Source organism: Rhodococcus sp. KRD162 (assembly GCF_017168335.1).
In the GTDB taxonomy this organism is placed as follows: domain Bacteria; phylum Actinomycetota; class Actinomycetes; order Mycobacteriales; family Mycobacteriaceae; genus Rhodococcoides.
Genome location: NZ_JABFAU010000005.1, coordinates 120,575 through 139,373 on the forward strand (window position 1 = coordinate 120,575; position 18,799 = coordinate 139,373).

Here is an 18,799-nt window from a genome sequence, read left to right on the forward strand (position 1 = left end):
ATCGAGGCCCCTTTCAGGGTGAATCCGGGTCAGTGACGCTCGGCACCGACGTGGTACTCGAACACCAATCCCGCGGCCGCTGCGATCACGCAGAAGACACCGACGGCGATCAGCCACGGCTGGAAGAACGCGAATCCGATGGCCGTGATGGATGCGGCGCCTGCCAGCACGATCGGCCAGAAGCTGCCCGGGCTGAAGAAGCCCAAGTCGCCTGCGCCGTCACTGACTTCGGCGTCGTCGAAGTCCTCCGGACGAGTATCGAGGCGACGTGCGACGAACCTGAAGTAGGTGCCGACGATCAGAGTCAGACCCACCGACAAGAAGATGGCGGTGACTCCGGCCCATTCCACTCCGGTACGGCTCAGTCCCGTGAACAACGCGTACACGATGCCGACCAGGAGAAAGAAGACAGTGAGGATCTCGAAGATCTTGGCTTCGATTTTCATATCAGCATGCTTCCTTGGTCAGTTGCCTTCGGCGACAGTGGCGGCGCGGGCGGTTCGGTCGGTCGCGAATGGCGACGTGCTCGTTGCGAGCGGGTTCTCGCCGATGGCTGCGAGGGCCTGCGCGTTGGTCAGAGCTTCTCCCCCATCGGACAGCGGCTTGCGAAGCTCGATGTACTGCTCGAACTTGTCAGGAGAGACCGCACGCACCTCGAAGTTCATCATCGAGTGGAATGTGCCACACATCTCGGTGCACCTACCGACGAAGGATCCTTCGCGCTCGATCTCGCTGATCTGGAAAATGTTGTCGGAATGGTTCTCCTCGGGGTTCGGGAGAACGTCGCGCTTGAAGAGGAACTCCGGCACCCAGAAGCCGTGGATGACATCCGAGGACGCAAGCACGAACTCGATCCGCTTGCCGGTCGGAAGAACCAGAACCGGGACCTCTTCACTGGTGCCGACGGTTTCGATCTTGTTGTAGTGCAGGTAGGACAGGTCCTGCGGGCTTGCTCCGTGGATTGCTCCAGGAACGAACTCGCCGTCCGCGCTTCCCTCGGCACCTTCACCAGGGGTAGCCGCGGCCTCTGCTGCCGCCTGCTCTTCCTCGTCGGTGCCCTCGTACTTGGCCGTACCGTCCTTGAGGTCGATGGTCCGGTAGCCGAACTTCCAGTTCCACTGGAACGCGGTGACGTCCACCTGCACATCGGGGTTGGGCTGCTTCTCGTCGACGTAGTTCTGCACCACGACGGTGAAGTAGAACAAGACGGCGATGATCACGAACGGAACCGCCGTGTAGAACAGCTCGAGCGGAACGTTGTACGCGGTCTGCCGTGGGAACTCCGGTGAGTTCTTCTTCTTACGGTGGAAGAGCACCACCCAGAAGATCAGGACCCACACGACAATACCCATGACCAGGGCCGCAATGACCGACCACGTCCATAGGTCGCCGATGCGTCGCCCCTGCGGGGTGACGCCCGAAGCGAAACCGAAATTGAGTACGTTGTCGCTGCTGATGGAACAGCCCGACAGCATCAACGCGGCTACACCGAGAAATGCTGTCAGCCCCGCTCGCCGAAGGATCCGACTCTGCGCCACGTTCACGCCTTCCTGATTGCCCACCACTGAAGAATAAGGGTTTCCACATGGAGACGCCCTAGTACTACGCAGCGTAGACCAAAGCCGGCCGGAGACCACCCTTGGGTCGTTACCTACGTCGGGGCGTGTCTGCGGCATACTCGGTTCCTGACCTTCTGTCCCGCTGACGACCTTCGCGGAGACCGGACCGGTGCCACCCCAGACTGGATTGTCCCCAACTGCGAGAAGAGGTAGCAGACGCTGTGTGTGGACTGCTCGGAGTACTCACGTCTCACGGAACGACCGCCACCGAGGTCGAACTCGTGAGTTCGGCCACCCATTGCATGCGCCATCGGGGTCCGGACGAGCCCGGTGGCACGTGGCACGACGACGACGTCGTCTTCGGGTTCAATCGCCTGGCCTTCATCGACATCGAGCACTCGCACCAGCCGATGCGGTGGGGGCCACCCGAGTCGCCGGACCGATATGCGCTGGTCTTCAACGGTGAGATCTACAACTACCTCGAGTTGCGGGCCGAACTCACACGCGATCACGGTGCACAATTCGCCACCGAGGGAGACAGCGAGTCGATCATCGCTGCGTTCCACTACTGGGGTGCCGGTGCCGTCGAGCGGTTGCGCGGCATGTTCGCCTTCGCCGTCTGGGATACAGAGACCAGAGAGATGTTTCTCGCGCGCGATCCGTTCGGCATCAAACCGCTGTTCCTGGCCACCGGTCCTGGCGGCACCGCGTTCGGTAGCGAGAAGAAGAGCGTGCTCGAGCTGATGGAACGGATCGGAGTCGATGCCGATCTCGATGCCCGCGCCACCGAGCACTACACGGTGCTGCAGTACGTTCCCGAGCCCGAAACTCTGCACGCAGGCATCCGGCGCCTCGAATCCGGTTGCTATGCCACCCTGTCCCCCGGCACCCCGCCGAAGTTCACCCGCTACTTCACTCCGAAATTTCCGGTGCAGCCGTTCGCACCAGGCAGCGCCAAGGCTCGCTACCAGGAAATCGCAGAGGCGCTGGAAGATTCGGTGGCCAAACACATGCGCGCCGACGTCACGGTCGGCTCGTTCCTCTCGGGCGGCATCGATTCGACGGCCATCGCGGCTCTTGCGATTCGGCACAATCCCGATCTGATCACCTTCACCACCGGGTTCGAGCGTGAGGGCTACTCCGAGGTCGATGTCGCAGCGGAGTCGGCGGCCGCCATCGGGGCTCGCCACATCGTGAAGGTCGTCGGGCCGGAGGAGTTCGCGGCATCGATCCCCGAGATCGTCTGGTATCTGGACGATCCCGTGGCCGATCCCGCGCTCGTACCGCTGTACTTCGTCGCAAAGGAAGCCCGCAAGCACGTCAAGGTCGTGCTGTCCGGCGAGGGCGCGGACGAGTTGTTCGGTGGCTACACCATCTACCGCGAACCGTTGTCGTTGAAGCCGTTCGAGTCGCTTCCGGCATTCCTGCGGCGCGCGGCCGGCACGCTGAGCGAGAGAATTCCGGAGGGCACGCGGGGTAAGAGCCTGTTGCATCGGGGCTCGATGACACTGGAAGAGCGCTACTACGGCAACGCGCGCAGTTTCAACGACGCCCAGTTGCGATCGGTGCTGCGCGAGTTCCGATCCGAGTGGACTCACCAGGACGTCACCGCACCGATCTACGCGCAGTCGCAAGGATGGGATCCGGTGGCACGCATGCAGCACCTGGATCTGTTCACCTGGCTGCGTGGAGACATTCTGGTCAAGGCCGACAAGATCACCATGGCGAATTCGCTCGAGCTCCGAGTTCCGTTCCTGGACTCGGAGGTCTACAAGGTTGCCGAAAAGTTGCCGCTCGATCAGAAGATCACCAAGGACACCACCAAATATGCGCTTCGGCAGGCATTGGAAGGAATCGTTCCCGGCCACGTGCTGCACCGCGCGAAGTTGGGATTCCCGGTGCCGCTACGTCACTGGCTGCGGGGTCCGGAGCTGTTCGACTGGGCTCATCAGCAGATCGCCGATTCACAGACCGATCACCTGCTGAACAAGCAGGCGATCATCGCCATGCTCGACGATCACCGCGCCGGAAAGTCCGACCACAGCCGACGACTGTGGACCCTGATCATCTTCATGGTCTGGCACGGGATCTTCGTCGAGAAGCGCATTGTGCCGCAGATTGCCGAGCCGGAGTACCCGGTCACGATCTGAGCTCGGTCGTCCCGCCCATCGGGCGGGACGACCGGATCGTTCAGGCAGGTAGCAGGGCTCCGATGTCCTCGCCCGCCTCGGTGCCGTACGCCGCACTGAGCCGCTTGACTGCGTCGTCGCGGTTCAGGCTCCATTCCTGGGTCCCGGTGGTTTCGAGAATCAGAACTGCGACCAGTGAACCGAGTTGCGCCGCACGTTCGATGCTCGCTCCGGCACGGTGTGCAGTGAGGAAACCGGCCCGGAATCCGTCGCCGACACCCGTCGGGTCGACCTTGCTCGTCTCCGGGACGACGCCGATGTGGGTGTGCTGCCCGCCCTTGGCCACGATGTCGACGCCGCGCTTGCCCAGTGTGGTGATCCGAAGTTCCACCTTCTCGGCGATGTCGGCGTCGGACATGCCGGTCTTCTGCTTGAGCAGCGCCCATTCGTATTCGTTGGTGAACAGATACTCCGCGCCGTCGATCAACTCGGCTGCCTGCGCGGCGTCGAGTCGGGCGAGCTGTTGGGACGGGTCGGCCGCGAACGGGATGCCGGCTGCGCGGCACTGCGCGGTGTGCGCCGTCATTGCATCGGGGTCGTTTGCACCGATGAGAACCAAATCCAACTCGTGCTGGTTCGCCAACGACTGGATCGAGATATCGCGAGCCTCGCTCATTGCTCCGGGGTAGAAGGATGCGATCTGCGCCATGTCCTGGTCGGTGGTGCAGACGAAGCGCGCGGTGTGAGCGGTTGCGGACACGCTCACGCCGCTGCAGTCGACTCCGTGTTCTTCGAGCCAGGCACGGTATTCGGAGAAGTCAGGTCCCACAGCTCCGACGAGCAGTGGCTCTCCACCGAGGACTCCGAGTGCGTACGCAATGTTTCCGCCGACTCCCCCTCTGCGGATCACCAGATCGTCCACCAGAAAGCTCAACGAGATGTTCGCGAGCTGGTCGGCGACGATCTGCTCGGCGAACCGTCCGGGGAATCGCATCAGATGGTCGGTCGCTATCGAGCCGGATACCGCGAGAGTCACGAAGGAGGGCCTTTCGATTCGGGTTGCTGAATTATCGAACAGTCAGACGAGCAGACACGACTGTGACCGATACACGCATGCGTGTATCGGTCACAGTCGTTTACGAGTCAGCTCAGTTGAACGAGTCGCCGCACGCGCAGGATCCGGTGGCGTTCGGGTTGTCGATCGTGAACCCCTGCTTCTCGATCGTGTCCACGAAGTCGATGGATGCACCCTCGACATAGGGGGCGCTCATCCGGTCGACTGCGAGGGTGACGCCGTTGAAGTCGACCGCGAGGTCGCCGTCGAGGCTTCGGTCGTCGAAGAAGAGCTGGTAGCGCAGTCCCGCGCATCCACCTGGCTGCACAGCGATACGCAGTGCGAGGTCGTCGCGGCCTTCTTGATCCAGCAACGCCTTGGCCTTCGCCGATGCGGTCTCGGTCATGGTGACCTTGTGCGCCGTGGTCTCGGTCGTTGTGGTCTCATTCGAAACGGTCATGGGCTCTCCCTATCAGTCGTACAAAACCCGTGAACTACACAACCGTACTCCCGGTGGCTCTATTCCTCACGCCCGCCGCCTCGGATCGACGTGAGAATCGGCTACCTCGGTTGCGACGCGCGCGGCCAGCTGCTCGAGCTGGTTCGCCGCATCGGACATCGCCACCTCCACCGAGCCCGCGAACTCGCTGATCGAATGTGCGGCCGCGATCCCCGCCGCGACCAGTTCGTCCTCGGTCAATGTGACCTGGCCTGCGAGCACGATGGTGTCGACGCCGGTGGCACCACCTGCGGCCGCGATCCTGGTCACCAGCTTGCCTCGCAGCGACTGCGAGTCGAACTTTCCCTCACCCGTCAACACCAGGTCGACGCTGTCGAGCAGTTCCTGCTGCCCGGTTCGCTCTGCGACGACGACGGCCCCGGGTTGCTGCCTGCCGCCGAGCGCGAACAGGGCGGCGCCGATACCGCCGGCGGCCCCCGCTCCGGGCCGGTCCGCGACGTCGTGACCCGCGGCGGAGAGCACGGCCGCCCAGTCTGCGTTCAGCTCTTCGAGTCGATCGGCCGTCTCGCCGTCGGCACCCTTCTGTGGGCCGAACACCCGCGCCGCCCCCGCGGTGCCCAACAGCAGATTCTCCACGTCCGACGCGGCGACGAGGTCGATTCCGGACATCCGGGCGACGGCAGATCCCAGGCCACCCAGTGCGCGAATCAGTCCGCGGCCGCCGTCGGTGGTACTGCTGCCGCCGAGTCCGACGAAGATCGTCCGCGCTCCGCTGCCGAGAGCTGCGTCGAGGAGTTGCCCCACGCCGTAGCTGCTGGCTTTGAGCGCCGACAGTGGGCTCGGCGGCCCGTCGAGCAGGTGCAGACCGCATGCCTGCGCCGATTCGATGTAGGCGGTCGTGTCGTCGAGCAGCCACCGAGCTCGCACCGATGTCCCCATCGGTCCGTCGACGTCGGCGAACTGCACGGTGCCGATCCGCGTGGCGAGGACCTCGACGAAGCCGGGACCGCCATCCGACTGCGGGGCCAGTTCGAGTTCGTCCTCGGGCCGAACCGATGCCCAACCCCTGGCAATGGCCTCGGCGGCGTGCGCCGAAGTCAGGGTGTCTCCGAAGGAATCCGGCGCAATCATCACTCGCATCGTGGAAAGTCTAGGGCCGCAGCACACGGACGGCATCCGGTGATCGGCAAGCTGACCTGGCCGGTGTTCGAAATCGAAACCTCATCCCATACTCTGGTTGTGTGAAGCTGCTACGCCGTGGAAACTCCGATAATTCGGACGAAGAGAACTCGAACGGATCCGAGTCGACTGTGTCCGGGGCCGAGCCCGCATCTCCGGTGTCTCTCGGCAAGGGACGGCCCACGCCCAAGCGCCGCGATGCCGAGTCCCGACGACGCGGTCCGGTTGCTCCGGCTCCGCTGACGAGCAAAGAGGCGCGCGAGCGCCGCAAGGCGAACAAGGGCAGCAAGGAAGATCGCAAAGCCGCCTCGAACGAGCGTCGCGCAGCTGCCGCAGAACGTCGCGCTCGCATGCTTGCCGGCGAAGACAAGTATCTACTGCCCCGAGACAAGGGCCCGGTGCGTGCATACGTTCGCGACATCGTCGACGCCAGGCGCAATCTCGTCGGCCTGTTCATGCCGCTCGCACTGATCCTGATCTTCGCGCTTTTCCTCGAGCCCGCGGTGCAGGCCTACGTCACCCTCGGCATGTTCGTGATGATGCTCTTCATGGTCGGCGAGGGAATTTACCTCGGCAAGATGATCAACAACAAGGTTCGCGCACGCTTCCCCGACACTCCGGACGGCGGCTTCAAGATCGGGTGGTACGCCTTCGTTCGGGCATCTCAGATCCGGAAGATGCGCGCGCCCAAACCGCGAGTCAGCGCCGGCGCGGCTGTCTGACGTCGGTGGGTGAGCCGACTCGAACCCTCGTGCTCGGCGGTGCCAGGTCGGGTAAGTCCGCTCACGCGGAGTCCCTCGCCACCGCCGGGCCGGTCCGCTACCTCGCCACCGGCAGGCGTGACGCCTCCGATGAGGATTGGCAGCGTCGCATCGACCGCCATCGGGCGTCGAGACCGACCGACTGGACAACCGTGGAGACGGTCACCTCACTGGCAACGGTCGTCTCGCAACCGTGGAACGGCACCACCGTCGTCGACGATCTCGGAACCTGGCTGACGGGCATGTTGGACGATGCCGGGGCGTGGGAGCTCCCGCGCGGCACGATCGCACCGGCCGTCGAAGACCTGGTCACCGTGGTGGCGAACTGCCCGTCCACCCTCGTGCTCGTCAGCCCCGAAGTGGGCCTGTCGGTGGTACCGGAATCGAGTTCCGGACGCCTCTTTCGAGATGAGCTCGGACTGCTCAATTCTCGACTGGCGGCGGTATGTGACAGAGTTCTGCTCGTCGTCGCAGGACTCGCGCTGAACCTCAAAGAACCCCCGGCGGACCTCACCACCGCGAAAGGCACAGTGTGACAACTTCTTCGGACGTGAACTCGGCGTCGTCACCGTTTCGTCCGGTCACCGCACCGTCCGACTCGGCTCGATCTGCCGCTGCGGACCGCCAACGTCAGTTGACCAAGCCTGCTGGGAGTCTCGGCCGACTCGAAGAGTTCGGTGAGTGGATCGCGTCCTGCCAGGACCGCTGCCCGCCGCGGTCGCTCGAACGAGTGCGGGTCGTGGTGTTCGCCGGCGATCATGGCGTGGCGGCGCACGGAGTCTCCGCCTACCCCGCCGAGGTGACGGGCCAGATGGTGGAGAACATCCGCGCGGGCGGTGCGGCTGTCAACGTACTCGCCGATATCGCCGGTGCCACGGTTCGGGTTGTCGACATCGCGGTCGACTCGGATATGGATCCTTCGGTGTCCGCGTTCAAGATTCGACGGTCCAGCGGATCCATCGACCGTGAGGATGCGCTGACCGAGGACGAGGTTCGAGCCGCGATTGCCGCCGGAGCCGCCATCGCCGACGAGGAAGTGGACGGCGGCGCAGATCTTCTCATCGCAGGAGATATGGGTATCGGAAACACCACTCCTGCAACGGTATTGATCGCCACCCTGACCGACACCGAGCCGGTTGCCGCGGTCGGACGCGGCACTGGAATCGACGATGCGGGATGGATCAGGAAGACCGCGGCGATCCGCGACGCGATGCGTCGAGCACGACCTGTCGCCAAGAACCCGACAGATCTGTTGCGGGTGGCCGGCGGTGCCGACATCGCAGCGCTGGCCGGGTTTCTCGCGCAAGCCGCTCACCGACGCACGCCGGTGATCCTGGATGGCCTCGTGGTGACCGCGGCTGCCTTGGTGGCCGAGGACGGCGCGGCCGGGGCGCGGAAATGGTGGATTGCCGGGCATCGCTCGGCGGAACCGGCCCACTCGCTTGCGTTGCGGCACTTGCGTCTGGAACCGATCGTGGAGTTGAACATGCGACTCGGTGAGGGCTCTGGCGCCCTCGCGGCGCTCCCCCTCGTTCAGGCGGGCGTCGGCACCTTGAACTCCATGGCGACCTTCGTCGATTCCGGGGTCAGCACCGGCGACAGCGAAATTCTCTGACAGTGCGCAGGCGAGCCGACGGGCTGTTGCTCGCGTTCTCCTGGCTGACGGTGCTGCCGATACGGGGGCCGGAGGAGATCGATCGCGGCGTGGCCGGGCGAGCGATGGCACACTCTCCGCTCGTCGGCCTGTTCCTGGGCGGTGTCGCGTCCGCAGTTCTGTGGGTGACGGTTGCCTCCGGTCTGTCGCCGATGCTCGGGGGCTTGATCTGCGTCGCCGTCGCGGCGCTGCTGACCAGAGGCATGCATCTCGACGGGTTGGCCGATACCGCCGACGGGCTCGGCTGTTACGGACCTGAAGAACGGGCGCGCGAGATCATGAAGTCCGGCAGCGCAGGCCCGTTCGGCGTTGCCGCGGTTGCGCTGACGCTCGGAATCCAGGCTGCCGCACTGGGCCAGCTTGCCCAGCAGCACCTGTGGTGGGCCATCGCGATCATCCCGGTGGTCGGCCGCGTGTGGGTCGTCCTCGGTTGCCGACGAGGAATCGATGCAGCGGCACCGAACGGCTTCGGCGCGCTCGTGGCAGGAACCCAGTCGGCAGTCGCGGTGGGACTGTGGCTGGCCGCGGCGGCGGCCGTGTCGATCTTCGCCCGACCCGAACGCCCCTGGCAGGGACCGTTGGTCGTGGTCGTCGCGATGGTTGCTGCGGTCGTCGTCGCTCGCCACTGCGTCCGACGCTTCGGGGGGCTGTCCGGCGATGTGCTGGGAGCCGGAATCGAAACCACCACCGCGCTCACCGCGATCGGGTTGTTGGTGGGCAGTTAGCGGAGCGTGGTCATCCAGCCGTGGGTATCGGCGAACGTACCGCGCTGGATTCCGGTGAGCGTGTCGCGCAGGGCGAGGGTGATCTCCCCTGGTTCGCCGCCTGCGATCTCGAATGTTCCCTCGGTGGACTTCACACTTCCGACGGGGGTGATGACGGCCGCTGTCCCGCAGGCGAACACCTCGGTGATCTCACCCGAGTCGGCACCCTTGCGCCACTCCTCGGTGGAGATGCGGCGCTCCTCGACGGGAATGCCCGCGTCCGTTGCCAACGCCAGCAAGGAGTCTCGGGTGATGCCGGGTAGGAGTGATCCGGACAGCGACGGTGTCACCAACCGAGCATCGGATCCCGAGCCGAGGACGAAGAACAGGTTCATTCCGCCCATCTCCTCGACGTAGCGGCGCTCGATGGCATCGAGCCAGACCACCTGATCGCACCCCTCGTCGCTGGCCTGGGCCTGCGCGAGGAGCGATGCCGCGTAGTTGCCCGCGAACTTGGCATCGCCTGTGCCACCCGGTGCTGCTCGCACGTACTCGGTCGAGAGCCAGACGCTGACGGGCTTGACCCCCCTCGGGAAGTACGCACCTGCGGGCGAGGCGATCAGCATATAGCGGTAGGAGTCGGCGGGGCGGACGCCGAGGCCCGCCTCGGTGGAGAACATGTACGGCCGGATGTACAGCGCGTCTTCGCCGCCGGCCGCGGGCACCCAGTGGTGATCGAGCTCGAGGAGCTTCTCGATCGATCCGACGAAGAGCTCGTCCGGCAGTTCCGGCATGGCGAGCCGTCGGGCCGAGGATCGGAAGCGTTCGGCGTTGGATTGCACCCGAAACGTCGCGAGGTCGTCGTTGGGCTGACGGTAGATCTTGAGGCCTTCGAAAATGGCCTGGCCGTAATGCAGCACCATCGCAGCGGGGTCCAGCTCGATCGGACCGTAGGGAGCGACGGTCGCGTCGTGCCAGCCGCGGTCGCGGGTGTAGTCGATGTACACCATGTGGTCGGTGAAGTGCTTTCCGAATCCGGGTGCAGCGAGCACCGCGTCGCGCTCGGCCGGTGTGGCGGGCGAGGGATGCTGTACGTACCTGAATTCGGAAACACCTGTCATGCCCGAGATCCTATCGTGGTGGTCACAGGCGCTCGCGCAGTCACCTGGTCTTCGCAGCGACGAATGGCGGCGCGACCACCTCGCATCGCAACGCTCGGCCCCGGACGTCCACCTCGACCTCCGATCCCACCTCGGGCGCAGCCTCGGACTCGAGTAGGGCAAGGGCGATCCCCACCTTGAGCGACGGCGAGAAAGTACCGGACGTCGTCGTTCCGATCCGCTGCCCCGACACCCGTACTTCGAGGCCCGGCCGGAGCACACCGCGGTCGAGAGCAACGAGCCCGCGCAGCACTCGCGTCGGTCCGCTCGCTTTCTCCGCAGCGAGCGCCTCCTTGCCCCAGAACGCGTCCTTCTTCCAGCCGATCGCCCAGCCGCATCGTGCTTGCAGGGGCGAAATGTCCAGTGCGAGTTCGTGTCCGTGCAGCGGGTATCCCATCTCGGTGCGCAGTGTGTCTCGTGCTCCGAGCCCGCACACCTGCCCGCCGCGGGATCGCACAGCAGCCATGAGCGCGCGGAACAACGGCTCGACCTCTGCCGCCGGTGGGATCAGTTCGTATCCGTGCTCGCCGGTGTAGCCGGTTCGGCACACCCGTACCGGCACCGAGTTCCACGTCGCATCCTCGAACGCCATGTAGTCCATGTCGGTCGGCAGACCCAACTCCTGCAGTACATCTGCCGATACCGGTCCCTGTACCGCGAGGACCCCGAAGTCGCGGTGCTGGTTCACCACCGACACCCCGGCTGGTGCCTGCGCCGCCATCGCCGCGACGACATCGGCGGTGTTGGCGGCGTTCGGGACCAGGAAAACCTCGTTCTCGGAGACGTAGTACGCGATCAGGTCGTCGACGACGCCACCGGATTCGGTGCAGCACAAGGTGTACTGCGCCTTACCCGGCCCGATCCGATTCAGGTCGTTGGTCAGCACCGAGTTCACGAACGCGGCAGCGCCGGGTCCGGTCACCGAGGCCTTGCCCAGATGCCCGACGTCGAAGAGGCCGACGGCCTCTCGTACTGCCGTGTGCTCGACGACGACTCCGGCATACGACACCGGCATGGTCCAACCGCCGAAAGGCGCGAATGTCGCGCCCAATTCGGTGTGCACGGCGTGAAGTGGTCCCTCGATCAGCTCGGTGTCGGTCATGGCGGTCACGCTAGCTCACATCGCGGCCGTTGCGGGCCCGGCAGACCGACTGCACCCCTCGACGAGTCGTCACTAGGATCGAGGTACGTACACGTCAACCCCTACAGGAGCAGCCACGTGCCTTCCCCCTCGACGCCTTCCCGCACCCTCGGACCCGACCTGGTCCTCGCGGGCAAGCTCGGTAAGAAAGTCGACGTTCTCGTCGTCGCGCTGAGTACCAGTGATGGCGATCTCGAACTCGCCATCACCGACGACATCGCCGACGATGCCGTTGCCACTGCGCTACTCGACGCTTTCGAGTCCGTCGGTGCCACCGGCAAGGCCGACGAACTGGTGCGCATTCCGGCACCATCGGGCCTGTCCGTGGACAGCGTGCTGGCCGTCGGCCTCGGTAGTGCAGGCGACATCGACAGCGAGCGGATCCGCCAGTCGGCCGGAACCGCAGCCCGGGCGCTCAAGGGCGTCGACACGGCCGCGACGACGTTGTCGGCTCTCGATCTCGGTGCGGCCGCGGAGGGCTTCTTTCTCGGCGCGTATCAATTCACCGAGTTCAAATCGGCATTGTCGGCACCGAAGTCCGACGCACTTCCGCTTGCTCGCGTCGAGCTGCTCGTCCCCGACACCCGCTCCAAGGAAGCCAAGAACGACCTGGCAAGGTCGCTCGCCATCGCCGAATCCGTGGCTGTGGCACGAGATTTCGTCAACACCCCGCCGAGCCATCTCTATCCGGAGGAGTTCGCGGCGCAGGCCAAGGCGCTGGGTACCGCTGCAGGCTTGAAGGTCGAGATCCTGGACGACAAGACGCTGGAGAAGGACGGCTACGGCGGCATTCACGGCGTGGGCAAGGGTTCCTCACGCCTGCCGCGACTGGTTCGGCTGACGCACTCGGGCGGTAAGCGAGGCGCGAAGAAGGTCGCTCTGGTGGGCAAGGGAATCACGTTCGACACCGGCGGCATCTCCATCAAGCCCGCTGCGGGCATGGAGAACATGACCTCGGATATGGGAGGTGCCGCTGCGGTCGTCGCGACGGTGATCCTGGCCGCGAAGGTCGGTCTGCCACTCGATGTGATCGCGACCGTCCCGATGGCCGAGAACATGCCCTCGGGCACCGCTCAGCGTCCGGGCGATGTACTCACACAGTACGGCGGCATCACCGTCGAGGTCATCAACACCGACGCCGAAGGCCGTTTGGTGTTGGCCGACGCGATCGTGCGTGCCTGCGAGGACGATCCGGATTACCTCATCGACACCGCGACACTGACCGGAGCTCAGGTGGTCGCGCTCGGTAATCGAACGCCGGGGGTCATGGGTACCGACGATTTCCGCGACCGGGTCGCGGCGATTTCTCGGGCGATCGGCGAGAACGGCTGGGCTATGCCGTTGCCGAAGGAGATTCGAGGTGAGCTCGATTCCAAGGTGGCCGATCTGGCGAATGTCACCAACGGCAGAGCCGGGGGAATGCTGGCGGCGGCACTGTTCCTGAAGGAATTCGTCGCCGACGGAGTCGAATGGGCTCATATCGATGTCGCCGGCCCGGCGTACAACACCGGTGGGCCATTCGGGTACACCGGCAAGGGCGGCACCGGAGTTCCGGTACGGACGATGTTCGCGGTCCTCGAGGACATCGCCCAGAACGGCTGATCGTCTCGGTTCGTGCGTGCGGAAAGGTGTCCGCACGCACGGGCGAGATCAGAGATCTCGCTGCTGCTGTTCGCGCTTCTTGATGACCTTCTGGCGGGCGTCGTGATCGCGCATGCGCTGGGGGTAGCCGGTCTTGCGAACGTCGTACACCGGGATCTTCAGGTCGGATCCGACCTTTCGTACATATTTTTCATCGAGTGGCCGACGCGTCCATTCGCCGTCGTTCGCGATCAGCACGACGGTCAGTGGAGTGACCGTCGTCTTGGGTTCGACGTAGGCCTCCACACCGATTCGGGTGGCGCTCCAATCGGCCAGGTACTGGGCAACCGACCCCTCCGGGGCCCGTTTCGCGCCTCCGCCGCTTCGCTTGAGTCGATCGAACAATCCCACGAGAACGTCCTTTTCTAGCGGCCGATGGACCACCGGTTCTGGTGTCCGAATGTTGTTACTCACCAGTTTGCCAGGCGTGTTGCACGCCCTAGGGGAACGGCGGGGCGACAACAATGGAAGGATGACATTAGAGGGTTCAGCTCTCTTGATAGTGAACCAAGGCTCGTGAAGTGAGTAAGTGAATTGCCGAGAGGGAGTGTCTGCGTGGGCGCTGTGTCGAGCAGAGCACGCTCGACCGGTGCCGTGTGCACCGGTGCCTCCGTCGGACGGAATCACGCAACTCTCGTCCATGAACCCTGTTCCGCCAGCACAATGGTCTACGACCACAAGTCGTAAGAACTACATCACCCGCATACAACTGTCGAGGAGTCAACAGACATGGCCTTCTCCGTCCAGATGCCAGCTCTTGGTGAGAGCGTCACCGAGGGAACTGTCACGAGGTGGCTCAAACAAGAAGGCGACACCGTCGAAGTCGACGAGCCATTGCTCGAAGTCTCCACGGACAAGGTCGATACCGAGATCCCGTCGCCTGCTGCCGGTGTTCTGACCAAGATCGTCGCTCAGGAAGACGACACCGTCGAGATCGGTGGTGAGCTCGCTCAGATCGGTGACGCAGACGAGGCTTCCTCGTCCGACGCACCGGCCGAGGAAGCCCCCGCTGCCGAGGAGTCGGCATCCGAGGAGCCCACGCCCGCAGCCGAGCCCGAGCCGCAGGCCGAGCAGGAAGCGCCCGCGTCGAGTGCGTCGTCCGACTCGTCCGGATCCGGCACGCCGGTGACGATGCCCGAACTGGGCGAGTCCGTCACCGAAGGCACCGTGACTCGGTGGCTCAAGGCGATCGGTGACGAGGTTGCCGTCGACGAGCCTCTGCTCGAAGTGTCCACCGACAAGGTCGACACCGAGATCCCGTCCCCGGTGGCCGGAACTCTGCTCGAGATCTCCGCCGAGGAAGATGACACCGTCGCCGTCGGTGGCCAGCTCGCCGTCATCGGATCGGGATCGCCGGCCGAGAAGTCCCCCGAGCCCGAGCCCACCCCGGAGCCGAAGGCCGAGGAGCCGAAGAAGGAGGAGCCGAAGAAGGAGGCTCCCAAGCAGGAAGCTCCGAAGGCCGAGCCGAAGCCGGAGCCCAAGCAGGAAGCTCCCAAGGCCGCTCCCGCCAAGGAGTCGGCATCGTCGGGTGAATCCACCCCGTACGTCACTCCCCTGGTGCGCAAGCTGGCATCGGACAACGACGTCGACCTGTCGAGCGTCAAGGGCACCGGTGTCGGTGGACGCATCCGCAAGCAGGATGTGCTCGCTGCAGCCGAGGCCAAGAAGGCTCCGGCAGCACCCGCCGCCGATGCTGCACCTGCGGCTGCGTCGAAGCCGGCCGCACCGGCCACAGCCGGTGTACGCCCGGAGCTGGCGCATCTTCGCGGAACCACGCAGAAGATCAACCGGATTCGCCAGATCACCGCGAAGAAGACACGCGAGTCGCTGCAGACCTCTGCTCAGTTGACGCAGACGTTCGAGGTCGACGTGACGAAGATCGCCGGTCTGCGCACCAAGGCCAAGGCGAAGTTCGCCGAAAACGAGGGCGTCAACCTGACGTATCTGCCGTTCTTCGCGAAGGCGGTCGTGGAGGCCCTCAAGGCTCACCCGAACGTCAATGCGAGCATCAACGAGGACGCGAAAGAGATCACGTACCACGCTGACGTGCACCTCGGCATTGCCGTGGACACCGAGCAGGGTCTGCTCTCCCCCGTGATCCACAATGCGGGTGATCTCTCGCTGGCCGGGTTGGCACGGGCGATCAACGACATCGCGACCCGCGCACGTTCGGGCGGCCTGAAGCCCGACGAGTTGTCCGGTGGCACGTTCACGATCACCAACATCGGTAGCCAGGGTGCGTTGTTCGACACCCCGATCCTGGTTCCGCCGCAGGCGGCCATGCTCGGCACGGGCGCGATCGTCAAGCGTCCTGTGGTCGTCAAGGACGACTCGGGCAACGAGTCCATCGGTGTTCGCTCGATGTGCTACCTGCCGCTCACCTACGACCACCGACTTGTGGACGGAGCCGATGCGGGACGCTTCCTGACCACGATCAAGCAGCGTCTCGAAGTGGCATCGTTCGAGGCCGATCTCGGCCTGTAGACCACCGGCGAATCGCGCGTCTCGAGTAGCCTCGTGGTAGCGCGACACATTCGCATCGGAGTCTCGACCAGTGAGGCACGAACCGTGCAGACCCGGGGCATCATTCGTTCGCGAATGATGCCCCGGTTTGCGTCAAGGAGGCTTTCGTTCACATGCGCGTAGTCATTGCAGGTTCATCCGGATTGATCGGCACAGCTCTGGTCGCGGCCCTGCGGGGCCGAAGCCACGATGTCACTCGACTCGTTCGGCGATCGCCCGCCGGACCCGACGAGTCGCAGTGGGATCCGGCACGCGGCAGCATCGACTCGGCCACGCTGCACGGTGCCGACGCGGTCGTCAATCTCTGTGGTGTCGGCATCGGCGACAAGCGATGGTCCGGCGCGTACAAACAGTTGATTCGCGACAGCCGCATCGCCCCGACCGAGGTACTCGCCGGGGCTGCCGCCGACGCCGGTGTTCCGACGCTGATCAATGCCAGCGGGGTCAACTTCTACGGCGACACCGGCGATCGGGTCGTCGACGAGACCGCACCCGTCGGCGACGGATTTCTGGCCGAGGTCTGTCGCGATTGGGAGGACGCCACCTCTGCAGCGTCGACGGCGGGGGTGAGAACGATCATGCTGCGTAGCGGTGTGGTGCTCTCGCAACGAGGGGGGATGCTGGGCAAGCTTCGCCCGCTCTACCTGTTTGCTCTCGGCGGCAGGCTCGGCAGTGGTCGCCAGTACTTCCCGTGGATTTCGTTGGCGGACGAGATCGGTGCCATCGTCCACGGCATCGAGAACGACACTCTGCGGGGACCGGTCAACATGGTCGGCCCGACCCCGGTGACCAATGCTCAGTTCAACAGTGCGATGTCGCGTGCAGTGCACCGACCTGCACCGTGGGTGGTCCCCGGTTTCGCTCTGAAGGCAGTCATCGGCGAGTTCGCCGAGGAGGCCATCCTCACCGGCCCGCGCGCGATTCCCAAGGCCCTGGAGGACGCGGGTTACTCCTTCGAGCACAACACCGTCGGTGAGGCACTGCGAGTGGCTGTGGGTAGTTGACGCGGCGTACCGTTCCGCATCATGAGTGACTCGAACTCTTCGTCGACCCGAGTATCGGCACGCGCGAGCACAGAACCTGTCGTGGTGCGTGAACTGGGCAGCGTCGAGTACTCCGAGGCGTGGGCTCTGCAGCGCGAGCTGGCCGATGCCAGGGCCGACGATGCCGGCCCCGATACCCTGCTGCTGCTCGAGCACCCGTCCGTCTACACCGCTGGGCGGCGCACTGCCGAGGAAGATATGCCGAGGGACGGCACACCCGTCGTCGAGGTCGACCGCGGCGGCAAGATCACCTGGCACGGTCCCGGCCAACTGGTGGGCTACCCCATCGTCAAGCTCGCGCAGCCCATCGACGTCGTCAAGTACGTGCGCCGCATCGAGGAGGCGTTGATCTCGGTGGTGTCCGGGTACGGCATCACGTGCGGGCGTGTCGACGGCAGGTCCGGGGTGTGGCTCGCCGCCGAGACTCGTGACGGTGTCCTGCTCCCCGAGCGCAAGATCGCCGCGATCGGGGTCCGCGTTCAACGCGGGGTGACCCTGCACGGGTTCTCGTTGAATTGCAATGCCGCCATGACCGGCTTCGATGCGATCGTCCCGTGCGGCATCGCCGACGCAGGGGTGACATCTCTGTCGCTCGAGCTCGGCCGAGAGGTCACGATCGCGGACGTCACCGCGGCGGTCACGGAGGCCGTTCTTGCGGCCCTGGACGGTTCCCTGCAGGTGCGAGACCACGACATCGAGCATCGGTCGACGGCAGGCGCGATGATCAACCCGCAGTTCACCACCGTCCGCTTCGGCGCGTAGCATCGTTTCTGTGACTGTGGCCCCAGAAGGACGCAAGCTGCTCCGCCTCGAGATCCGAAACGCGGAGACCCCCATCGAACGCAAACCCAACTGGATCAAGACGAAAGCCAAGATGGGCCCGGAATACTCCGAGCTCAAGGGTCTTGTGAAGCGTGAAGGTCTGCACACGGTGTGCGAGGAAGCCGGCTGCCCCAATATCTACGAATGCTGGGAAGATCGCGAAGCGACCTTCCTCATCGGCGGAGAGCAATGCACCCGCCGATGCGATTTCTGCCAGATCGACACCGGCAAGCCGGAGGATCTCGATCGCGACGAGCCGCGCCGGGTGGCCGAGAGCGTCCAGGCCATGGGTCTGCGCTACTCCACCATCACCGGAGTCGCTCGTGACGATCTGGCCGACGGTGGCGCGTGGCTGTACGCCGAGACCGTGCGGTTCATCAAGAAGCTGAACCCCAACACCGGCGTCGAGCTGCTGATCCCCGACTTCAACGCCAAGCCCGATCAGCTGGCCGAGGTCTTCTCGTCCCGTCCCGAGGTTCTGGCGCACAACGTCGAGACCGTGCCGCGCATCTTCAAGCGCATCCGTCCGGCCTTCCGGTACCAGCGGTCGATGGACGTCATCACCGCGGCCCGTGACGACGGTCTGGTCACCAAGTCCAATCTCATCCTCGGTATGGGCGAGACGCCCGAGGAGGTGCAGGAAGCCATTCGCGACCTGCACGAGGCCGGCTGCGACATCCTGACGATCACTCAGTACCTGCGGCCGTCGCCCCGCCACCATCCAGTCGAGCGGTGGGTCAAGCCGGAGGAGTTCGTCGAGCACTCCGACTACGCCACCGAAGTCGGCTTCGCCGGTGTGTTGGCCGGACCATTGGTTCGCTCCTCCTACCGCGCCGGACGCCTGTATGCACAGGCGATGGCGCATCACGGTCGGGAACTACCCGAGAGCATGAGCCACCTGTCCGACGGCGGTGAGGCCTCTCAGGAGGCCAGTTCCTTGATGGCGCGACTGGCTGGTCGCTGACACTC

General features: G+C 64.9%; 18 protein-coding genes. 10 read left to right on the plus strand and 8 right to left on the minus strand.

Translation table 11 applies throughout. From position 1 onward, the window contains the following. Positions 1-29: 29 nt before the first annotated feature. Entirely contained in the window at positions 30-446 is a 417-nt protein-coding gene (locus J1M87_RS08875) for a cytochrome c oxidase subunit 4 (RefSeq protein WP_206489193.1), read from the minus strand. A gap of 18 nt (positions 447-464) precedes the next feature. After that, a complete protein-coding gene (locus J1M87_RS08880; protein WP_206489621.1) occupies positions 465-1,544 on the minus strand; it encodes a cytochrome c oxidase subunit II in 1,080 nt (359 codons plus the stop codon). Between the two features lie 236 nt (positions 1,545-1,780). On the opposite strand from J1M87_RS08880, the gene asnB reads away from it, so the two are divergent. Next, positions 1,781-3,709, plus strand: a complete 1,929-nt coding sequence (asnB, locus tag J1M87_RS08885; protein ID WP_206489194.1) for an asparagine synthase (glutamine-hydrolyzing) — start codon at positions 1,781-1,783, stop codon at positions 3,707-3,709. 40 nt (positions 3,710-3,749) lie between these two features. On the opposite strand, the gene J1M87_RS08890 is transcribed toward asnB, so the two are convergent. The 3 genes from J1M87_RS08890 to J1M87_RS08900 all read right to left on the minus strand — a co-directional run bounded on the left by J1M87_RS08890 (position 3,750) and on the right by J1M87_RS08900 (position 6,342). Beyond that, positions 3,750-4,724, minus strand: coding sequence for a carbohydrate kinase family protein (locus J1M87_RS08890; RefSeq protein ID WP_206489195.1), 975 nt, complete (start codon positions 4,722-4,724; stop codon positions 3,750-3,752). 112 nt (positions 4,725-4,836) lie between these two features. Next, positions 4,837-5,202, minus strand: a complete 366-nt coding sequence (locus J1M87_RS08895) for an iron-sulfur cluster assembly accessory protein (RefSeq protein WP_094679093.1) — start codon at positions 5,200-5,202, stop codon at positions 4,837-4,839. Between the two features lie 66 nt (positions 5,203-5,268). Further along, positions 5,269-6,342, minus strand: coding sequence for a glycerate kinase (locus J1M87_RS08900; RefSeq protein WP_206489196.1), 1,074 nt, complete (start codon positions 6,340-6,342; stop codon positions 5,269-5,271). A 101-nt stretch (positions 6,343-6,443) separates the two neighbouring features. Here J1M87_RS08900 and J1M87_RS08905 point away from each other — a divergent pair, with 101 nt between their 5' ends. Genes J1M87_RS08905 through J1M87_RS08920 form a run of 4 tightly spaced genes read left to right on the plus strand, consistent with a single transcriptional unit; the run spans position 6,444 to position 9,521 of the window. After that, entirely contained in the window at positions 6,444-7,103 is a 660-nt protein-coding gene (locus J1M87_RS08905; protein WP_206489197.1) for a DUF3043 domain-containing protein, read from the plus strand. Positions 7,104-7,108: 5 nt separating this feature from the next. After that, the gene (gene cobU / locus J1M87_RS08910; RefSeq protein ID WP_206489198.1) at positions 7,109-7,678 is read left to right on the plus strand and encodes a bifunctional adenosylcobinamide kinase/adenosylcobinamide-phosphate guanylyltransferase; all 570 of its coding nucleotides are present in this window, start codon (positions 7,109-7,111) and stop codon (positions 7,676-7,678) included. After that, positions 7,675-8,757, plus strand: a complete 1,083-nt coding sequence (cobT, locus tag J1M87_RS08915; protein WP_206489199.1) for a nicotinate-nucleotide--dimethylbenzimidazole phosphoribosyltransferase — start codon at positions 7,675-7,677, stop codon at positions 8,755-8,757. Before cobU ends, cobT begins: the two co-directional genes overlap by 4 nt. Positions 8,758-8,759: 2 nt before the next feature. Then, a complete protein-coding gene (locus J1M87_RS08920) occupies positions 8,760-9,521 on the plus strand; it encodes an adenosylcobinamide-GDP ribazoletransferase (RefSeq protein ID WP_206489200.1) in 762 nt (253 codons plus the stop codon). Here J1M87_RS08920 and J1M87_RS08925 read toward each other — a convergent pair. Together J1M87_RS08925 and gcvT are read right to left on the minus strand one after the other, a co-directional pair. Continuing rightward, positions 9,518-10,621 (minus strand): branched-chain amino acid aminotransferase, encoded by a 1,104-nt coding sequence (locus tag J1M87_RS08925; RefSeq protein WP_206489201.1) that lies wholly within the window; start codon positions 10,619-10,621, stop codon positions 9,518-9,520. The two genes, J1M87_RS08920 and J1M87_RS08925, sit on opposite strands and share 4 nt — an antisense overlap. A gap of 40 nt (positions 10,622-10,661) precedes the next feature. Then, positions 10,662-11,762, minus strand: a complete 1,101-nt coding sequence (gcvT, locus tag J1M87_RS08930) for a glycine cleavage system aminomethyltransferase GcvT (RefSeq protein WP_206489202.1) — start codon at positions 11,760-11,762, stop codon at positions 10,662-10,664. Positions 11,763-11,879: 117 nt separating this feature from the next. Here gcvT and J1M87_RS08935 point away from each other — a divergent pair, with 117 nt between their 5' ends. Then, entirely contained in the window at positions 11,880-13,403 is a 1,524-nt protein-coding gene (locus J1M87_RS08935; RefSeq protein WP_206489203.1) for a leucyl aminopeptidase, read from the plus strand. 48 nt (positions 13,404-13,451) lie between these two features. Here the strand turns inward: J1M87_RS08935 and J1M87_RS08940 are convergent, their stop codons facing one another. Beyond that, complete coding sequence (locus J1M87_RS08940) at positions 13,452-13,793, minus strand: oxidoreductase (RefSeq protein WP_206489204.1); 342 nt, start codon at positions 13,791-13,793, stop codon at positions 13,452-13,454. 378 nt (positions 13,794-14,171) lie between these two features. Here J1M87_RS08940 and sucB point away from each other — a divergent pair, with 378 nt between their 5' ends. From sucB to lipA, 4 genes are all read left to right on the plus strand, one after another. Next, complete coding sequence (gene sucB / locus J1M87_RS08945) at positions 14,172-15,926, plus strand: 2-oxoglutarate dehydrogenase, E2 component, dihydrolipoamide succinyltransferase (protein WP_206489205.1); 1,755 nt, start codon at positions 14,172-14,174, stop codon at positions 15,924-15,926. A gap of 152 nt (positions 15,927-16,078) precedes the next feature. Next, positions 16,079-16,969: a TIGR01777 family oxidoreductase gene (locus J1M87_RS08950; RefSeq protein WP_206489206.1), complete on the plus strand. Its 891-nt coding sequence runs from the start codon at positions 16,079-16,081 to the stop codon at positions 16,967-16,969. Positions 16,970-16,990: 21 nt separating this feature from the next. Beyond that, positions 16,991-17,770: a lipoyl(octanoyl) transferase LipB gene (gene lipB / locus J1M87_RS08955; RefSeq protein WP_206489207.1), complete on the plus strand. Its 780-nt coding sequence runs from the start codon at positions 16,991-16,993 to the stop codon at positions 17,768-17,770. A gap of 10 nt (positions 17,771-17,780) precedes the next feature. After that, entirely contained in the window at positions 17,781-18,794 is a 1,014-nt protein-coding gene (gene lipA, locus J1M87_RS08960) for a lipoyl synthase (protein ID WP_206489208.1), read from the plus strand. Positions 18,795-18,799 lie beyond the last annotated feature (5 nt).